Raw genomic sequence first — 18,580 nt, 5'->3', positions numbered from 1 at the left:
CGATCATGGACCCGGTCTACGGCTACCAGGTCACCAACGTCGAGGCCTCCATGTCCTCCCCGTCCAGCCTCCTGCACTGGACCCGCCGCATGATCGAGATCCGCAAGCAGAACCCCGCCTTCGGACTGGGGTCCTATACCGAGCTCCAGTCGTCGAACCCGGCGGTGATCGCGTTCCTGCGGGAGTACGAGGACGATCTGGTCCTGTGCGTGCACAACTTCTCCCGTTTCGCACAGCCGACGGAGCTGGACCTGCGGCGGTTCAACGGAAGGCATCCGGTCGAGCTGTTCGGCGGGGTGCGCTTCCCGGCGATCGGCGAACTGCCGTATCTGCTGACCCTGGCGGGGCACGGCTTCTACTGGTTCCGGCTCCGCAGGGAAACCGCATAGTCCACCCCCGGGTGAGGCGGTTTCCCCTGCCCCACCCGGGGCACCCATCAGTAACACCCCGACGCCCCGGGGAAAGGACGTGACGCCATGGCGGAAACGGTCACACCCTCCGGCACGACAAGTCCTGGCCACATCCTCGCGTCGCTCGATCCACCGCTGCGCGAGTGGCTGCCGAGGCAGCGGTGGTTCGCGGGCAAGGGGCGCCCGGTCACCGGCTTCTCCCTGGTCTCGGCCACCGAACTGCTGCCGTCCGACGGCAGGCTGGGCCTGCACCATCTGCTCGTCCGTGCCCATCAGCCGCCCGTCCTGGGCGCCGCGGTCCACCCCGGCGACTGCTACCAGCTCCTGATAGGCGTGCGCGAGGCGCTGCCGCCGCGGCTGGCGCCCGCGCTGATCGGACACGTGGAGGAAGGGCCGCTCGCCGGACGCACGGTGTACGACGCCCTGTACGACCCCCGGCCCGCCGAAGTGCTCTTGGAGGCCCTGCGCACCCAGGCCCGCATCGGCGGGCTTCGCTTCGAGCGGGACGGACGCCAGGAGATACGCGACGGCCTGGTGGCCCGCCTGATAACCGCGGAGCAGTCCAACTCCTCGGTCGTCTACGGCGATACGTTCATACTGAAGCTGCTGCGCCGGATCGTCCCCGGCGTCAACCCCGACCTCGAGATACCGCTGGCCCTGGCCCACGAGGGCTGCGCCCGGGTGCCCGCGCCGACGGCGTGGCTGCTGGCCGACACCGCCGAGCCCGCCCAGGAGCCCTATGTCCTCGCCGTGCTCCAGCCGTTCGTGCGGGGTGCGACGGACGGCTGGGAGCTGGCCCTGCGCGAGCTGGCCAAGGGCGAGGACTTCACCGCCGAGGCCCGGGCGCTGGGCCGGGCCACCGCCGAGGTGCACACGGCACTCGCCCGCGCGCTCCCCACCGCCACCCTGGGCCATGTTCAGCTGCGGCTCCTGGTGGACGGCATGGTCGAGCGGCTGGAAGCGGCCGTACAAGCGGTACCGACGTTGGGCCCGTACGAGCCGGGGCTGCGCTCCGCCTACGAGGCGCTGGCCGATCTGGCCGCCGAGGGCCGTACCTGGACCGCCCAGCGCGTCCACGGCGATCTGCACCTCGGCCAGTGTCTGCGCTCGCCCTCCGGGCAGTGGTCGCTGATCGACTTCGAGGGCGAACCGGCCCGCCCGCTGGCCGAGCGGCGCATGCCGCAGCCGACGGTGCGGGACATCGCGGGGATGCTCCGCTCCTTCGACTACGCGGCGCACTCGACGACCCCGCCGGCCCCGGGCTGGGCGGCCTCGTGCCGCGCCGCGTACTGCTCCGGGTACGCCGAGGTCGCCGGGCGCGACCCGCGCACCGATCCCGTACTGCTGCGGGCCCACGAGACCGACAAGGCGGTCTACGAGGTCGTCTACGAGGCCCGCCACCGCCCCGACTGGCTCCCCGTACCGATGTCGGCGGTACACCGCCTCGCCACGTCCGACCAGCTCTGACCTCACCCTCGCCCAGGAGGCTCGTCCGTGACCCCCAGCCCCCCGTCCAGCGGTTCGGATCCGAAGAATCCAAAGAAGACGGCGGCCAAGAAGACAGCGAAGAAAACGGCCGGGACGTCGGCCGGGACGGCCGAGACGGCAGCGGCCGGGAAGGCAGCGGCCAAGAAGGCGGCCGACGCGAAGGAGACCACGACGAAGGCCGGCACGAAGAAGGCCACTGCCAAGAAGACGACGGCCAAGAAGGCCGCAGCCGGGAAAGCCCCGGCGACGAGGGCCTCCGCCGAGAAGCCTTCCTCGAAGAAGGCGGTCACGAAGACGGCCGCCGCTCCCGCCGAAGCCGCCGTGTCCCCCGCCATGGATGCCGCCGACCGCGAGCGGCTGCTCCACGGCACGCACCACGACCCGCACTCCGTCCTCGGCGCCCACGCGGTGCCCGGCGGGGTCGCCGTCCGGGCCCTGCGTCCGTTCGCCCGGTCCGTCACGGTGGTGTCGGGCAGTCTGCGGGCCGAACTGCACGACGACGGCGACGGCTTCTTCTCCGGGCTGCTGCCCCTGATCGGGGTCCCGGAGTACCGGCTGCTGGTGGCGTACGACGAGACGGTGCAGGAGACCGAGGACGCGTACCGCTTCCTGCCCACCCTCGGTGACCTCGATCTGCATCTGATCGGCGAGGGCCGGCACGAGCAGCTGTGGCAGGCGCTGGGCGCCGAGCCGATGACGCACCAGGGCGTGGCCGGCACCCGCTTCTCGGTGTGGGCGCCGAACGCGCGGGGCGTACGGCTGGCCGGTGGCTTCAACTTCTGGGACGGCACGGGACACCCCATGCGGTCACTGGGCTCCTCGGGAGTGTGGGAGCTGTTCGTGCCGGGCATCGGCGAGGGCGAGCTCTACAAGTTCGAGATCACCCGTCCGGACGGCTCCCGGACCCTGCGCGCCGACCCGCTGGCCCGCCGCACCGAGGCGCCGCCGAACACCTCCTCCATCGTGCACGCCTCGCGGTACGAGTGGGGCGACACGGAGTGGATGGCGCACCGAGCGGACACTCCGGTGCACGAGGCACCGTTCTCGGTGTACGAGATCCACCTCGCCTCCTGGCGCCCCGGCCTGACCTACCGTCAACTGGCCGACCAGCTGCCCGCGTACGTCAAGGACCTGGGCTTCACCCACGTCGAACTGATGCCGGTCGCCGAGCACCCCTTCGGCGGCTCCTGGGGCTACCAGGTCACCGGCTTCTACGCCCCCACCGCCCGGCTGGGCACCCCGGACGACTTCAAGTACCTGGTCGACGCCCTCCACCGGGCGGGCATCGGTGTGCTGATGGACTGGGTGCCGGCGCATTTCCCGCGGGACGACTGGGCGTTGGCGGAGTTCGACGGGCGTCCGCTGTACGAGCACGAGGACCCGTTGCGTGCCGCGCATCCCGACTGGGGCACGCTGGAGTTCGACTTCGGCCGCCGCGAGGTGCGCAACTTCCTGGTGGCCAACGCCGTGTACTGGTGCGAGGAGTTCCACATAGACGGCCTGCGGGTCGATGCCGTCGCCTCGATGCTCTACCTCGACTACTCCCGTGAGCCGGGCCAGTGGTCGCCGAACGAGCACGGGGGCCGGGAGAACCTGGACGCGGTGGCGTTCCTGCAGGAGATGAACGCGACCGTGTACCGGCGCAGTCCGGGCGTCGTGACCATCGCCGAGGAGTCGACCGCCTGGGACGGCGTGACGCGCCCGACGCACCACAGGGGCCCGAGCGGCTTCGGCGGTCTGGGCTTCGGGCTGAAGTGGAACATGGGCTGGATGCACGACTCGCTGGAGTACGTGCAGCACGAGCCGGTGCACCGCAGGTTCCACCACCACGAGATGACCTTCTCGATGGTGTACGCGTACAGCGAGAACTACGTCCTGCCCATCTCCCACGACGAGGTCGTCCACGGCAAGCGTTCACTGGTGTCGAAGATGCCGGGCGACTGGTGGCAGCAGCGGGCCAACCACCGTGCGTACCTGGGCTTCATGTGGGCCCACCCGGGCAAGCAACTCCTCTTCATGGGGCAGGAGTTCGCCCAGGGCGCCGAGTGGTCGGAGGCTCACGGCCCCGACTGGTGGCTGCTGGACCCGGCGTACGGTGCCGAGTCCGACCACCGCGGCATCCGCGACCTGGTCCGCGACCTCAACACCGTCTACCGGGCGACCCCGGCCCTGTGGCAGCGGGACACCGACCCGGCCGGCTTCGAGTGGATCGTCGGCGACGCCACGGACGACAACGTCTTCGCCTTCCTGAGGCTGGACGCCGAGGGCAGCCCCCTCCTGTCGGTGTCGAACTTCTCCCCGGTGGTCCGCCACGACTACCGCCTCGGCGTCCCCGGGGACGTCCCCGCCTGGCACGAAACCCTCAACACGGACATCGGGAGGTACGGCGGCGGCGAAGTCACCAACCCCGACCCGGTCAAACCGGAGCCGCAGGGGGCACACGGCCGCCCCGCGAGCATCCGGCTGACTCTGCCTCCACTGGCTACGGTGTGGCTGCGGCCTGCCTGAGCCCTTCGGGCAGCGCGCCCTTGTGCAGCACGCCGAGCCGCTGTGTCGCTCTGGTCAGGGCCACGTACAGGTCGCTGGTTCCATAGCTGCCCGGCTCCACCACCAGGACCGAGTCGAACTCCAGGCCCTTGGCCTGGCGCGGATCGAGAAGCACGACGGTCCGCGTCAGGTCGGGCTCGGCGCCCGCCGTCACCCCGTCCAGCCGTGCGGCCAGCTTCCGGTGCAGGTGACGCGGGGCGATGACGGCGAGCCGGCCCTCGTCGGGGGTCAGTTCCTTCACCGCCTCGGCCACGGCGCCCGGCAGGTCGTCGGTCGCGCGCACCCACGGCCGTACGCCCGTCGACCGCACCGAACTCGGCGGCTCGAACCCGGGGTCCTCGGCGCGCACCACGGCCGCCGCGACCTCCATGATCTCTGCCGGGGTCCGGTAGTTGACGCCCAGGCGGGTGTGCTCCCAGCGGTCCTCGACGTAGGGTTCGAGGATCTTCTGCCAGGAGCCGACGCCCGCCGCCTCCGCGGTCTGCACCGGGTCGCCGACCAGGGTCATCGAGCGGGTCGGGCTGCGCCGCATCAGCAGCCGCCACGCCATCGGCGACAGCTCCTGCGCCTCGTCGACGATGATGTGCCCGAACGCCCAGGTCCGGTCGGCCGCCGCGCGCTCGGCGGCGCTGCGGTGGTCTTCCTCCTCGTGGCGCTCGGCGAACCGCTCGGCGTCGATGATGTCGTGCGCGGACAGGACCTCCGAGCCGTCGGGATCACCGTCCTCCTTGTCCTCGAACTCGTACGTCCGCGAGGCGTACGAGACGTCGAGGACGCCCTGGGCATAGGCCACCTGGGTCTCCCGCTCTCGCTCCGCCCGCGCCCGCGCCAACCGTTCGTCGACACCGAGCAGTTCGGCCGCCTCGTCGAGCAGCGGTACGTCCGCCACCGTCCACGCCCGTGTGGTCGGGCGGCGGATCGTGGCCGCGTCCTCGTCCGAGAGGTATCCCACGGGGTCGGCGAGGAAGTCCGCGAGCAGCCGCTGCGGCGTCAGGCGCGGCCACAACTGGTCGATGGCGGCCCACACTTCGGGATTCTCGGCGAGCTCGTCGCGGATCTGGGTGATGTCGCTGGGGTCGAGGAGGTTCGTTCCGTCGTACGGGTCGGTGCCGATGCGTTCGGCCACCATGTCGGTGAGGGTGTTGAGGATGTGACCCTCGAAGTGCTCGCGGGCGACGTTGTGCGGCAGCCGGGCGGCACGGGTGCGCTCACGGGCCACCTTCACCAGGCCGTCGTCGAGCATCAGGATCTCGCGGTCGTGCTCGATCGCGATCACCGGGTCGGGCAGCGACTGCCAGTCCCGTACGACCTCGGCGAGCACGTCCGCCATGTCGGCACGGCCCTTGATCGCGGCCGCCGCGCGGCTGTCGGTCGCCGTCGCCTTCACGCCGGGGAACAGTTCCCCGACCGTCGCGAGGAGTACGCCCGTCTCACCCAGTGAAGGCAGCACCTCGCCGATGTAGCCGAGGAAGGCGGGGTTGGGGCCGACGATCAGGACGGCCCGCTTGGCGAGCAGCTCCCGGTGCTCGTAGAGGAGATACGCGGCGCGGTGCAGCGCCACCGCCGTCTTGCCGGTGCCGGGTCCGCCCTCCACCACCAGGACCCCGCGGTGCGGCGCCCGGATGATCTCGTCCTGCTCGGCCTGGATGGTCTGCACGATGTCGTTCATCCGGCCGGTGCGCGCGGAGTTGAGCGCGGCCAGGAGCACGGCGTCCCCGGAGGGGTCCTCGTGACCGGTGCGGGTGACGTCGCCGAGGTCGAGGATCTCATCGTGCAGGGAGGTGACCCGGCGCCCGTCGGTGGCGATGTGCCGGCGCCGGCGCAGCCCCAGCGGGGTGTGTCCGGTGGCCAGATAGAAGGGGCGGGCGACGTCGGCCCGCCAGTCGATGAGGACCGGTGTGCGCTCGGCGTCGTCGGTGCGCAGGCCGATACGGCCGATGTGGTGGCTGGTACCGGATGGGGGTCCCCCCTGCTCGAACGAAGTTGAGAGCTTGGGGGACAGGTCGATGCGGCCGAAGCAGAGCGAGCCGTCCACGGCGTTCAGCGCGGCGAGCAGCCCGGACCGCTCGGCGACCAGGATGTCCCGCTCCAGCCGGGCCTGCATGGGCTTGTCACCCTGCGCGAGGGCGTCCGCGACGGAGACCTCGGTGTCGCCGCGCAGGGCGTCGACGCGCGCGTACAGTCCGTCGATGAATTCCTGCTCGCGCCGCAATTCATCGTCCGGAAATTCGGTGTTTGACAATTCCACTCCCGCCCGGATATACTGTGCTCACTGAACTTCACCGCGCCTCAATTCACTTGAAGTCGCGAACCATTGAATATACGCACAGAAATCCCCCGAGCGCAATTACTCGGGGGATTTTTTGCGGGCCCGGCGCTTTACAGTACGTCGGAGAGCTCCTCCAGGAGCCTGCGCCGGGGACGCGCTCCGACCATCGCCTTCACGGGTTCACCGGCGCGGAACACCATGAACGTCGGCATCGACAGCACCTTGTACGCGTTGGTGGTCAACGGGTTGGTGTCCACGTCCAGCTGCACGACCTTCAGCCGGTCGCCCTCCTCGAAGGCGATGGCCTTGAGCACCGGCCCCATCTGCCGGCACGGCGGGCACCAGTCCGCGGTGAACTCCACCAGTACGGGCAGATCCGAGCCGAGCACCTCCGCCGCGAAGTCCGCGTCCGTCACCTCGGTCACACCGTCCGCCTTGATCAACGCTCCTGCCCTCCCAGTTCGCACAGGGGCTCCGGACCTCCCGGAACCAGCGCTTCGGCGGCCAGCCTGCCCCGCGCCTGCTCGGCCCGGTCCAACTGCCCGGCGACCTTCTCCCGCACCGCCCGCAGCTCCCCGATGAGCGCGTCGAGCTCGTCCAGCTTGCGCCGGTAGACCACGAGCGAGGCGGGGCACGAGTCGCCCTCCGGGTGCCCGGCCCGCAGACACTCCACGAACGGCCGCGTCTCCTCCAGGTCGAACCCGAAGTCCTGCAGGGTCCGTATCTGGGTGAGCAGCCGGAGGTCCGCCTCGTCGTACGACCGGTACCCCTTGTCGTCGCGCCGCGCGGGCAGCAGCCCCCGCGACTCGTAGTACCGCAGCGCCCGCGTGGTGGTCCCGGCCCGTGCGGCCAGCTCGCCGATTCGCATGGGTACGACCGTAGGGGTTGACGTCGGCGTCAGGGCAAGGCCGGCGGGAGCAGCGGTTTGCGCGGCACCGGGGAGGACAGCACGATCGACGTGGTGGTACGGCCCAGCGCCGAGGTCTGTTCCAGGACGTCCTCCAGGTGGACGGTGTCCGTCACGGCCACCTTGAGGATCCAGCAGTCCTCGCCGACCACGTGGTGGACCTCGATGACCTCGGGGCGGTCGAGCAGTTCCAGGGTGCGGGGGTGTTTCAGGGTGTAACCGCCGTGTGGATCGACCCGGATGAAGGCCTGGATGCCGTAGCCGAGGCGGGCCGGGGCGACCTGGGCGCCATACCCCGTGATCGCGCCGGCCGCTTCCAGCCGCCGTACCCGCTCGGTGACCGCCGCCGGGCTGAGCCGGACCCGGCGGCCCAGCTCGCTCAGCTTGATACGGCCGTCGGTCTGGAGCAGTTCGAGGATCTGCCGGTCCAGCACATCGAAGGCTACCGATGTTTCGTCGGCGGCGGGGCGCAGATGCCGTGGTTCTTTCGGTGTCGCGGCCGGAACTCCCATGTCTCCCCCTTCAGGCTTCCCTGGTGCAACAGGAGAATTATGGCCATGGGAAATGACCGAGAGGTACGAGTGGCACGAGAGGCGCGGGAGCGCGAGGTATTGGTCATCGGCGGCAACCGCTATTTCGGCAAGCGGCTGATCGCGCGTCTGCTGGCGGCCGGAGACCGGGTCACGGTCCTCAACCGAGGCTCCTCCGCCCCGCCTGCCGGTGCGACCCACCTGGTCGCGGACCGGAATGACGAGAAGTCGCTGACCGAGGCGCTGGGCTCCCGCACCTTCGACGTGGTCGTCGACCAGGTCTGCTACACCCCGCGCCAGGCGGCGATCGCCCGCCGGGTCTTCACGGGGCGCACCCGTCGCTACGTGATGACCTCGACGGTAGAGGTGTACGAGTACGAGGACTCGGTCGCACCGGTGCACGAGACGGACGTCGATCCGCTCACCGTCTCCGTCGACCCAGAACTGCCCTGGGACGAGCCGGAGTTCCTGGACGCGCACTACGGCGAGGGCAAGCGGCAGGCGGAGGCGGTGTTCGCGACGGAGCCGGCCTTCCCCTTCGTCTCCGTCCGGGTGGCCCATGTGCTGGGCGGGAACGACGACTTCACGGGACGCCTCCAGCACTACGCGGACCGCATCCGCACCGGCGAGCCGGTCCTCGTACCCGTCGTGAACCACCCGGCGACCTACATCCACGTCGAGGAGATCGCCGACTTCCTGTTCTGGGCGGCGGGCGAGGACTTCACGGGGCCGGTCAACGCCGCCTCCCACGGGACGCTGACGACCGAGGAGCTGTGCGAGGCGGTGGCCGCGCATCTGCCCGGCGGCCGGACCGTCTTCCGGGAGGTGGAGGTCGGTGAGGTCTCCCCCTTCTCCTTCTTCCGCTCCTACGGGATGGACAACTCCCGTGCCGCGCGGCTCGGTTTCGGCTTCGACAAGGCGCGCCGATGGCTTCCGCGGGCCGTGGCCGAGACGCTGGGAAAGGACGCCTGACATGCGCTACCGCACCCTTGGCGACCTGCGGGTGAGCGCGGTCGGACTCGGCGCCATGCCCCTGTCCATCGAGGGCCGCCCGGACGAGGCGCGCGCGGTGGCCACCGTGCACGCGGCGCTCGACGCGGGCGTGACCCTGCTGGACACGGCGGACTCGTACCATCTGCCCGGAGACGAGCCCGGCCACAACGAACTCCTCGTCGCCCGCGCGCTCGCGACCTACGGCGGCGACAAGGAAGACGTGCTGGTGGCGACGAAGGGCGGCCGCGGCAGACCGGCCGACGGCAGCTGGACGGTGACCGGCTCGCCGCGCCATCTCAGGGCGGCCGCGGAGGCCTCGCTGAAGCGACTCGGGGTGGCGGCGATCGGGCTCTACCAGCTGCACAAGCCGGATCCGGCGGTCCCGTTCGAGGAGTCGGTCGGCGCGCTGCGCGAGCTGCTCGACGAGGGCAAGATCCGGCTGGCCGGCGTCTCCAACACGGACGTGGAGCAGATCCGCGCCGCCCGCCGGATCCTCGGTGACCGTCTGGTCTCGGTGCAGAACCAGTACTCGCCCGCCGTCCGGGACAGCGAGGCCGAGCTGCGGCTGTGCGCGGAGCTTGGGCTGGCGTTCCTCCCCTGGAGCCCGCTCGGCGGCATCTCCCGCAGCTCCCTGGACGGGCCGTCGAGGACGACCGGCGAGGTGCGCTTCGGCGCCTTCCACGCGGTGGCCGAGGAGCGCGGGGTGAGCCCCCAGCAGGTCTGCCTGGCCTGGCTCTCGGCCAAGGCGCCGACCGTCGTCCCGATCCCGGGAGCGAGCCGCCCGGACACGATCCGGGACTCGGCAGCCGCCGCGGACCTGCTGCTCGACGCAACCGAGCTGACCCGGCTGGACGCATCGGTCACGACGGCCCGCTGAGGGGTCCGGCGAGCCGTCGTGACCGCCGGTCAGCGTTCCTCGTCCCCTTCCTCATCTTCCTTGTCCTCCCGCGCCGGCCACTCGTCGTCCTCGTTGCCGTCCCGCACCCCCAGCAGCCGGCGGGTCAACCGGTCGCGGTCGGAGAGAAGCTCGTCGAGGGCCTCGCGGACGTGCTCCGGCTCGGTACCGGGCGACTCGCGCTCCGCCGCGATCAGCACGGACCGCCGTACCAGCTCCTTGGTGAAGGAGGCCGTCGTGCCCTCCGTACGGGCCACCACCTCGTCGGCGATGTCCTTGCCGAGGCCGAGTCCAGCGCCGTACAGGGCGAGCAGGGCCGCGCGGCCCTCCGCGTCCGGCAGGGGGATCTCCACCGCGAGGTCGACGCGGCCGGGGCGCTGCACGAGGGCCGGCTCCAGCAGGTCGGCGCGGTTGGTGGTGAGCAGGAAGGCGACGTCGGCGTCGTCGCCGAGGCCGTCCATCTCATTCAGCACCTGGAAGAGCAGGGGCTGTTCGCCGCCGCCGTAGTCGCGGGACTCGGCGATCAGGTCGCAGTCCTCCAGGACGACGAGCGCGGGCTGGAGCATCCGGGCCAGGGCGCAGGCCGGGCCGATGGCCCGAATGCTCTCGCCGGACAGAATCACGGCCGTGAACTGCGGGAGGTGGGAGAGGAGATAGCGGATCGTGTGGGTCTTGCCGGTGCCGGGCGGGCCGTACAGCAGGAGGCCCCGGCGCAGGTGCTGGCCCGCCGCGCGCAGTTGCTCACGGCGCCGGGCCACGCCCACCACCTGCCGTTCCACCCGCTCCAGGAGCCCGGCCGGCAGCACGACGTCGTCGCTGGTCAGGCCGGGGCGGCGGTGGAAGCGGAACGGGCCGAGACCGTGCCCGAACTCCGAGCCCTCGAAGGAAAGTACCTGTCCGCGGAAGACGTTGTGCTCGCGCACGAGCGCGTCGATGTCGGCGAGCAGCCGGTCCGCGAACTCCTTGGCCCCGGCGAGGACTTCGACCTCGACCTTGTTGCGCCCGTACTCGTCCTGCGGGCCGCGCAGGAGTACGGCGAACCGCTCGTCGCCCTCCGCACCGAGGTAGAAACCGCAGGAGACGCAGGCCAGTTCCTCGTCGGGTGAGATCGGCAGATGGGCGTAGTCGACGGCGCCGACCACGAAGCGGTCGTAGCGGTCGGCGGCGTCGATGATGTCGCCGAGGGTGAGGTCGCCGTGGTGCTGGGCGCCGCGCATACCGATCAGCTCGTGGGAGCGGCCGTCCGCGGCGAACCAGCGCTCCAGGGCGAGATGGACGTTGGGCAGGTCGAAGGACGCGTAGGCGGCCTTCACCACCGGGCGGTCCGTCGGCGCCGACCCCAGGTGGTCGCGCAGCCGCCTGGCGAGGTCGCGTCTGCCGTCGGCGTCCGTGCGCTTCGGGCGGGCGACCGCCGTGAGGAACTCGTAGAACAACTCGTTGACCTGTTCCAGCGAGAGGGGTGACGCTTCCCTCTCCGGTCCGTATCGGGCCCGGTACTCCTGCGAGCTGACGATCTCCACTCCGTCCGGTTCCCCCATGTCCGCCTCCGTGGCTCGTGTGCGCGTCAAGGCCTTCAAGCGTGGGCCGAACCGGTGGGCGGGTCAAAGCATTTGGGGCGAGGTTCGCCGAGCCGTTCACCACGACACCGCGAAGCGGCGGGCCCGGTCACGGACCCGCCGCTTCGCTCCCCCGTGGTCCCCGGGTGTCTCACTGCTCCGGTACGGCGACCCCCTCGAACCACTCGCGCGCCGCTTCCGGGCGCCCGGTGAGCAGCAGGAGCAGGGCCGCGATCGGGCCGCGGATCTCCTCGCCCTCGCCGCGCGTCCATGCGATGTCCGTGGCGACGAGCCGGGCGCGCGGAAGGGGCCATGGACGGGGCGGGACGCGCATGGTCCACACCCGGTCGGCGGCGTCGCGGGCGGCCGCGCGGGGCATCTCGCGAGTCCGGCCGAGAGCGAGGGCGATGTCCTGGCCGTGGACGAGAACGTCGAGGAGGGACTCGCGGGGCGTGGTGAGCGGTGCCGGGCGGCGGGAGCCGACGATGGAGCGCAGGTGGGCGACGATCTCCTCGACCGGCGCCTGTCCCTCGCGGACCGAGGCGTCGTGGATCATCCGGTCGAGGTTGCCGCGGGCCCGGACGAGTTCGCCCAGCACCCGCCGGTGGGTGAAGCGCGCCCCCATGGTCAGATGCGCGGCGACGTCCCGCACCCGCCAGTCACCGCACCGCGTCCGCGTCTCCCACTCCTCGGGGCTCAGGCCCGCCAGCAGGTCGGCCAGGCCCGCCCGCTCGCGGTCGACGAACTGCCAGAGCTCGTCCGCGCCCAACGCCATGCCCATGCGGATCACCACCCACTCAAGTGGTAAGCTTCTCTGACCAAAGTAGTCAGATGCTCTGACCAAAGTCAAGGCATGCGGAGGGGGTGCCGACGATGGCGGCGGAGAGCGAACTCAACACGGGGCTGCTCCTGTTCATCCCGTACCGGGCCCTGGAGAACCGTATCTTCGGTGTGCTCGCCGAGGCCGGCTTCGACGATTTCACACCCGCCCAGGCCCGGGTGCTCCAGCGCGTCGGCCCGGACGGCACACGGCTGACGGAGCTGGCGGAGCAGGCCCAGATCACCAAGCAGACCGCGGGTTTCCTGGTCGACCAGCTGGAGAAGGCGGGCTACGTACGCCGGGCGCCGGACCCGACCGACAAGCGGGCCCGGCTGGTGTGCCTGGCGGAGCGGGCGTGGGCCGCCAAGGAGATCGCCGACGGTGTGGTCGCCGAGGTCGAGAAGGAATGGGAGGAGCACCTCGGCAAGCGCCGCATGAAGCAGCTGCGCGAGGCGCTCACCCTGCTGCGGGCGGTCACCGACCCCTGGGCCTAGACGGCCACTCCCGCCGACTCCTCCACCTCCATCAGCGAGGCGCTGTGGCGCTCCTCGTCAAAGGCCTTGCGGCCGCCCCGCAGGCCGAACAGGCGCTTGGTGACGGCGATGTAGAGGACCGCAAGGATGTTGAGGACGAGGGTCGCGATCTTCAACCAGCTGATGTGCTCGGTGAGTTCGTAGACCTCCAGCGGGAGGAACGCGGCGGTGGCGACCACCGTCAGGTACTCCGCCCAGCGCTTGGCGTACCAGAGGCCGACCGCCTCGACGAGTTCGATCACCGCGTAGGCCAGCAGCAGGGCCGCCACCAGCATCAGCGTGGAGTGCTTGTAGCCGAACGCCTTCTGGATGGAGCCGACGACCGGCGAGTGGTCGAGGTCGTAGTGGAAGTGCCGGAAGACCGGGCGGAAGACGTCCAGGTACTCGTTGAAGAGCCGCCGCACCGCGTCCTGGCTGTTGCTGAACTTCCACACCGCCACCGCGACCAGCACGATGAACACACCGCGCACGGCCCGCTCGACCGCCAGGAACCGCAGGATGAACAGATCCCGCAGCACCTTCCCGCGCGGCACCAGCGGCGCGTCGTCGGCCGGCCCCGAGCCGTGCGGCTCGCCCAGTACGAAGTCGCCGCAACGCAGACAGCGCCACGCGTCCCCGAGGGCGGTCTGGGTGTGCAGCCGCACCCGCAGCCGGGGGTCGTCCGGCGCATAGGTCACGTGTCCCTTGCGAGCGCAGTGCCGCCGGTCCCAGTCGATCTTCATCCCCCGCGCCTCCGTACATACAAGCAAACGAACACACAAAACATGAACGTGCCGCTCCGGCTGGTCCGGCACGGCACGTTATTGACTGCTCCCCTCCCGGGGGGAGGGGATTCCTGGCTCAGGCCGCCTCTTGGAGCAGCGCTCCAAGAGGCCTTACGCCATCCACACCAGCCGGGGCCAGACCAGCCCGGACCAGCATCACACGCGCGGAGTTCTTGTCCCTTGGAGAGACGGCTCCGCACGCGGTGCAAGTGTAGGTGCGTTCCGACAGCGGAAGTACGTGCTTGGTTCTCGCTCCGCACCGTCCGCAGTCCATGGTGGTGTGCGCGGGATGCGCCAGACGCACGTCCCGCCCGTGCTTGCGGCCCATGTCCAACAGGGCCTTCCTCGTCACGCCGATCGCAGCATCCGCCGCCTTGCGCGCCATTGACGTCTTCGCAAGGAACTTCGGCTTGAAGTCCTCCACCGCGATCGAGTCATGGTCCCGCACCACGTCCTTCGCCCACTTGCGTGCCCCGTCCTGCCGTTGGCGGGCAATCTTCTGGTAGGTCTTCGCCCGCCACTTCTTCGCCTCCCGATAACCCTTCGACGCGGCCCGCCCGTTCTTCGGCCTGCGGCGGGCCATCATCCGGTCATATCGCGACAGCTTCACGTTTGCCTTCTTGCCGTGCTCGGGGTGGGGCTGATCGTGGGTCTCGGACGTGGTGGTCGCGATCTCCTTCACGCCCCACAGTCACCAACCCTGTCCCGAAACACCCGCACAGACGAGGGCTCGGCAGGCAACTCCCGCGACCACACCACCCTCAGCACGATCCCGCCTGCCAGGTGGAGCCGCCCGCGCAGCGGGTGCGCGGGTCAACCGGCCGCGCTGTCCACCAGTTCCCGCTCCTCTTCCCGTACCTCCGGAGCAGCCGACTCGCGGCGGGGGAGCAGGACTGCCACCAGAAGCGTGCCGACACCCAGGACCACCGCGCCGACCAGGCTGGTGTGGGCCACCGCGTCGGAGAAGGCGGATCCGACCGCGTCGGCCATCTGCCGGGCTCCGGTGCCCAGTTGGGCCGCCTGCTCCTTGAGTTTGGCGGCCTGCTGCGGATCGGTCGTCCGCGCCGCCTGTGCCCCGAGCTGCCGCGCCTTGTCCCCGATGCCCTGCGCGACCGCGTAGCCCGCGCCGACCGAGTCCTGGGCGGTGGCCAGGGCGTCCGCCGGGAGCTTGCTGCCCGCGGTGGCGTCCGTGAGGTGGTTGCCGTACGACGTCGACAGCAGCGAGCCGAGGATCGCGATGCCGAGCGAGCCGCCGAGCTCCAGCGAGGTGTCGTTCACCGCGCCGCCGACGCCCAGCTCGGACTCCGGGAAGGCACCCATGATCGCGTCCGTGCAGGGCGAGAGGGCGAGGCCGATGGCCAGGCCGAGGACGATGAGCGGGGCGACGAAATCGCCGTACGACGATGCCGCGTCCACCCGGGTCAGCAGGGCCAGCGCGGTCGTGCCGCCGACCATGCCGGCGGTGACCGTCCACTTCATACCGACGCGCGGGGTGAGCCAGCCGGTGAGCGCCGAGCCGACGAAGACGGCGCCCGCGAGCGGGAGCATGCGCAGACCGGTGCCGAGCGCGTCGTAGCCGAGCACGAACTGGAGGTGCTGGGTGAGGTAGTAGAAAGCTCCGAACACGGCCAGGAAGAAGAGGGCGACCGCGAGGTTGGAGCCCGCGAACCGGCGGTCCGCGAAGCGGCGCACATCCAGCACCGGACGCGGGTGGCGCAGCTCCCACAGGACGAAGGCCACCAGGCCGACGCCCGCGACGACGGCGGCGCTCACGGCCTTCACGCCCCAGCCGAAGTGCGGCCCCTCGATGATCATGTAGACCAGCGAGCCGACCCAGAGCACCGACAGCAGCCCGCCGACGTAGTCGATGCGGTCGTGGTGACCGGCCTTGGACGGCGGCACGAGGACGAAGGCACCGACGATCGCGACGGCTGCGACGGGTACGTTGATCAGGAAGGTCGACGACCAGCCGTGGTCGCGCAGCAGCGCGCCCGCGACGACCGGACCGGCCGCGATGGCGAGTCCCGCGGTCGCCGTCCACAGGGTGATGGCCTTGGCCCGCTCGGCGCGCGGGAAGGTCGCGGCGAGCAGGGAGAGCGTGGCGGGCATGATCAGCGCGGCGCCGACGCCCATCACGGCACGGGCCGCGATGACAGCCGTGGAGCTGTCGGCCAGGTAGCCGGAGACTGCCCCGCCCGCGAAGACCACAAGGCCCAGGACCAGCGCGCCGCGCCTGCTGTACTTGTCGCCGATCGCGCCGAGCAGCAGCATCAGCGCGGCGTACGGGACCGTGTAGCCGTCGATCACCCACTGCAGGTCGGCGCTGGACAGACCGAGGTCCTCGGTCATGTCGGGGGCCGCGACCGTGAGGGCGGTGTTGGCCATCACGATGATCAGCAGGCTCAGGCAGAGCACCAGCAGCGCCCACCAGCGCCGGGCGTAGGGGCGGTCCGTCCTTTCGACCGGTTCGTTCATGACGAGTCGCATGGTCAGGGGTCGCCTTCCTCACAGATGCACACGACGGGGCTTGCACAGCAGCGTGCAATTGCACAACGATGTGCAATGTACGGCTACTGCACAGCATTGTGCAAATAGAGGAGGTGAAGCCCTCGGCGGAAGGACCGTGAGGCCCTCCGCGGGGCAGGCAGAATGGCAGCCATGACCACGGGTAACAGCTCTCGCGCCGACGCCAACCGGCGCCGCATCCTCGACGTCGCCCTCGCCGAGCTGCTGCGCGACCCCGACGCTTCCATGGACCAGATCGCGCGCGCCGCGGGGGTAGTACGGCGGACGGTGTACGGGCACTTCCCCAGCCGCGAGGCGTTGATCAGCACACTGGTCGACGGGGCGGTGGAGGCGCTGGCGGCCGCGCACACGGCGGGACGCGAGGGGGTCGACGACCCGGCGGAGGCGGTGGCCCGGTCGGTGCTCGCGGTCTGGGAGATCGCCGACCGCTACCGGCTGCTGGTCGCGCTGGCCCAGCGCACGGTCACCGTGCAGGGTATCCGCGAGCGCTTGACACCGGTCCGCGAAGCCTGCGCCGAGGTGCTGCGGCAGGGCCTGGAGCGGGGGACCTTCAGCTCGCCGCTGCCGGCGCCGGCGCTGGCGTACGTGCATGAACAGATGCTGTTCGCGCTGATGGAGGCGGTGAACGACGACCTGCTGGCAGCGCAGGAGGCGGGCCGCTCCGCCGCGGTCACCGTACTGACCGCGTCGGGCGTGCCCGCCTCCCTGGCCACCGCGCTGGTGGCGAAGCTGAGCGAACCGACGTCGCAATGAGCGAGTGGACGCCGCAGACAGAAGCCGGGCGGCTGAGCTACGGGGGGAGACTCAGCCGCCCGGGGCGGTGGACCGGGCGCCCGGCCCGGGTTCAGGCAGGGCCGGGCGCCCGGCGGTCGGAAGGGGCCCCGATCAGGCCTTCGCGAGTTCCTTCTCGCCGTCCTCGGTCGGCTCGGGGGCCACGGTGGCCTCGCCCTCGTCCAGCAGGGTCGTCTCGTCGAACGGCAGCTCACCGGCGAGCACCTGCCGGACGCGGTCCTTGTCGATCTCCTTGGTCCAAGTGCCGATCAGCACCGTCGCGACGGAGTTGCCCGCGAAGTTCGTCAGGGCGCGGGCCTCGCTCATGAAGCGGTCGATGCCGACGATCAGGCCGACGCCGTCGACCAGCGCGGGCTTGTGCGACTGCAGACCACCGGCCAGGGTCGCCAGACCGGCGCCGCTGACGCCCGCCGCGCCCTTGGAGGCGAGGAGCAGGAAGAGCAGCAGCGGGATCTGCTCGCCGATCGACATCGGCGTACCGAGCGCGTCGGCGATGTAGAGCGACGCCATGGTCATGTAGATCATGGTGCCGTCGAGGTTGAAGGAGTAGCCGGTCGGCACGGTGATGCCGACGACGGCCTTGCTGACGCCCAGGTGCTCCATCTTCGCGATGAGCCGCGGCAGCGCGGACTCGGAGGAGGAGGTGGACAGGATCAGCAGGAACTCCCGGCCCAGGTACTTGAACAGCGAGAAGATGTTCAGCCCGGAGACGATGCGCAGCAGCGCGGCGAGCACGATGAAGACGAACAGGAAGCAGGTCACGTAGAAGCCGAGCATCAGCACGGCGAGGCTCTTCAGCGCGTCCAGACCGGCGGAGCCGACCACGGCCGCGATGGCACCGAAGGCACCGATCGGGGCGGCCCACATCACCATGGCGAGGATGCGGAACACGAGCCGCTGGATGTGCTCGATGCCGCGCAGCACGGGCCGGCCGACCGGCCCCATCGCCTGCAGCGCGAACCCGGTGAGCAGCGCCACGAGCAGGGTCTGCAGGACCTGTCCCTCGGTGAACGCGGAGACGAAGGTCATCGGGATGATCGACAGCACGAACTCGACGGGTGGCAGCGCGTCCGCGGACACCTGGTCGTGCCCGGTCGCCTTGAGCGCGTTGGTCAGATGCAGCCCGTCGCCCGGGTGCAGGACGTTGCCGACGACGAGCCCGATGCTCAGCGCCACCAGCGACATGACGAGGAAGTAGCCGAGCGCGATGCCGCCGACGGCGCCGACCTTGGCGGCCTTACGGACGGAGCCGATCCCGAGCACGATCGTGCAGAAGATGATCGGCGAGATCATCATCTTGATCAGGTTCACAAAGCCCGTACCGAGGGGCTTGAGCTCGACCCCGAGGTCGGGCCAGATGAGTCCCACGGCGATACCGAGCGCCACCGCCGCGATGACGGCGATGTACAGGTAGTGGGTGCGATCCCGCTTCACGGCGGGTGCGGCTGGTGCCGTATCGGGGGTACTGGCGGCCACGGCTGCCCTCCTTGACGTCTTCGTCGGCAACACACCGGCGTGCGGCTCACGTCCGGGGGTTATGGGGAATGCCG

The 18,580-nt window shown here is 70.7% G+C and carries 16 protein-coding genes and 1 pseudogene; 7 read left to right on the top strand and 10 right to left on the bottom strand.

Going from position 1 to position 18,580, the window contains the following annotated elements:
- The 3 genes from Q8A52_RS03695 to glgB all read left to right on the top strand — a co-directional run.
- Nucleotides 1–389 (top strand): alpha-glucosidase C-terminal domain-containing protein (locus Q8A52_RS03695; protein ID WP_316748705.1); only part of this gene is annotated, 389 nt, incomplete at its 5' end.
- Nucleotides 390–476: 87 nt separating this feature from the next.
- Nucleotides 477–1,877: a maltokinase N-terminal cap-like domain-containing protein gene (locus tag Q8A52_RS03690; protein WP_316748704.1), complete on the top strand. Its 1,401-nt coding sequence runs from the start codon at nt 477–479 to the stop codon at nt 1,875–1,877.
- A 27-nt stretch (nt 1,878–1,904) separates the two neighbouring features.
- On the top strand, nt 1,905–4,406 hold the full coding sequence (glgB, locus tag Q8A52_RS03685) for a 1,4-alpha-glucan branching enzyme (RefSeq protein ID WP_316748702.1): 2,502 nt from the start codon (nt 1,905–1,907) through the stop codon (nt 4,404–4,406).
- Here glgB and Q8A52_RS03680 read toward each other — a convergent pair.
- The 4 genes from Q8A52_RS03680 to Q8A52_RS03665 all read right to left on the bottom strand — a co-directional run bounded on the left by Q8A52_RS03680 (nt 4,381) and on the right by Q8A52_RS03665 (nt 8,133).
- On the bottom strand, nt 4,381–6,687 hold the full coding sequence (locus Q8A52_RS03680; protein ID WP_316748700.1) for a HelD family protein: 2,307 nt from the start codon (nt 6,685–6,687) through the stop codon (nt 4,381–4,383). The genes glgB and Q8A52_RS03680 overlap by 26 nt on opposite strands.
- A gap of 137 nt (nt 6,688–6,824) precedes the next feature.
- Nucleotides 6,825–7,157 (bottom strand): thioredoxin family protein, encoded by a 333-nt coding sequence (locus Q8A52_RS03675; protein WP_316748699.1) that lies wholly within the window; start codon nt 7,155–7,157, stop codon nt 6,825–6,827.
- A complete protein-coding gene (locus tag Q8A52_RS03670; protein ID WP_316748696.1) occupies nt 7,154–7,582 on the bottom strand; it encodes a MerR family transcriptional regulator in 429 nt (142 codons plus the stop codon). Before Q8A52_RS03670 ends, Q8A52_RS03675 begins: the two co-directional genes overlap by 4 nt.
- Before the next feature lie 29 nt (nt 7,583–7,611).
- Entirely contained in the window at nt 7,612–8,133 is a 522-nt protein-coding gene (locus Q8A52_RS03665) for an Lrp/AsnC family transcriptional regulator (protein WP_316748694.1), read from the bottom strand.
- A 45-nt stretch (nt 8,134–8,178) separates the two neighbouring features.
- Here Q8A52_RS03665 and Q8A52_RS03660 point away from each other — a divergent pair, with 45 nt between their 5' ends.
- Both Q8A52_RS03660 and Q8A52_RS03655 read left to right on the top strand, forming a co-directional pair.
- Nucleotides 8,179–9,123 (top strand): NAD-dependent epimerase/dehydratase family protein, encoded by a 945-nt coding sequence (locus Q8A52_RS03660; RefSeq protein ID WP_316748691.1) that lies wholly within the window; start codon nt 8,179–8,181, stop codon nt 9,121–9,123.
- Between the two features lies 1 nt (nt 9,124).
- Nucleotides 9,125–10,021: an aldo/keto reductase gene (locus tag Q8A52_RS03655; protein WP_316748689.1), complete on the top strand. Its 897-nt coding sequence runs from the start codon at nt 9,125–9,127 to the stop codon at nt 10,019–10,021.
- Nucleotides 10,022–10,050: 29 nt separating this feature from the next.
- Here Q8A52_RS03655 and Q8A52_RS03650 read toward each other — a convergent pair whose 3' ends face one another.
- Both Q8A52_RS03650 and Q8A52_RS03645 read right to left on the bottom strand, forming a co-directional pair.
- Entirely contained in the window at nt 10,051–11,577 is a 1,527-nt protein-coding gene (locus Q8A52_RS03650; protein WP_316748687.1) for an ATP-binding protein, read from the bottom strand.
- Between the two features lie 169 nt (nt 11,578–11,746).
- Nucleotides 11,747–12,376, bottom strand: a complete 630-nt coding sequence (locus tag Q8A52_RS03645) for a maleylpyruvate isomerase family mycothiol-dependent enzyme (protein ID WP_316748685.1) — start codon at nt 12,374–12,376, stop codon at nt 11,747–11,749.
- A 92-nt stretch (nt 12,377–12,468) separates the two neighbouring features.
- Here Q8A52_RS03645 and Q8A52_RS03640 point away from each other — a divergent pair, with 92 nt between their 5' ends.
- The gene (locus tag Q8A52_RS03640; RefSeq protein WP_316748683.1) at nt 12,469–12,909 is read left to right on the top strand and encodes a MarR family winged helix-turn-helix transcriptional regulator; all 441 of its coding nucleotides are present in this window, start codon (nt 12,469–12,471) and stop codon (nt 12,907–12,909) included.
- On the opposite strand, the gene Q8A52_RS03635 is transcribed toward Q8A52_RS03640, so the two are convergent.
- From Q8A52_RS03635 to Q8A52_RS03625, 3 genes and pseudogenes are all read right to left on the bottom strand, one after another.
- A complete protein-coding gene (locus Q8A52_RS03635; protein WP_316748681.1) occupies nt 12,906–13,670 on the bottom strand; it encodes a DUF2127 domain-containing protein in 765 nt (254 codons plus the stop codon). The two genes, Q8A52_RS03640 and Q8A52_RS03635, sit on opposite strands and share 4 nt — an antisense overlap.
- 118 nt (nt 13,671–13,788) lie before the next feature.
- Nucleotides 13,789–14,507: pseudogene (locus tag Q8A52_RS03630) on the bottom strand (RNA-guided endonuclease InsQ/TnpB family protein); the annotation flags it as partial.
- A gap of 18 nt (nt 14,508–14,525) precedes the next feature.
- Complete coding sequence (locus tag Q8A52_RS03625) at nt 14,526–16,199, bottom strand: MFS transporter (protein WP_316748679.1); 1,674 nt, start codon at nt 16,197–16,199, stop codon at nt 14,526–14,528.
- A 162-nt stretch (nt 16,200–16,361) separates the two neighbouring features.
- Between Q8A52_RS03625 and Q8A52_RS03620 the strand changes: the two genes are divergently transcribed.
- Nucleotides 16,362–16,991, top strand: a complete 630-nt coding sequence (locus Q8A52_RS03620) for a TetR/AcrR family transcriptional regulator (RefSeq protein ID WP_316748677.1) — start codon at nt 16,362–16,364, stop codon at nt 16,989–16,991.
- A 132-nt stretch (nt 16,992–17,123) separates the two neighbouring features.
- Here the strand turns inward: Q8A52_RS03620 and Q8A52_RS03615 are convergent, their stop codons facing one another.
- Nucleotides 17,124–18,506 carry a cation:dicarboxylate symporter family transporter gene (locus Q8A52_RS03615; RefSeq protein WP_316748674.1) on the bottom strand — a complete coding sequence of 461 codons (1,383 nt, stop codon included), beginning with the start codon at nt 18,504–18,506 and terminating at the stop codon, nt 17,124–17,126.
- Between the last annotated feature and the right edge of the window lie 74 nt (nt 18,507–18,580).

This window comes from Streptomyces herbicida, assembly GCF_032656585.1.
Taxonomy (GTDB): Bacteria; Actinomycetota; Actinomycetes; order Streptomycetales; family Streptomycetaceae; genus Streptomyces; species Streptomyces herbicida.
This window is presented reverse-complemented; position numbering and strand designations above follow the sequence as displayed.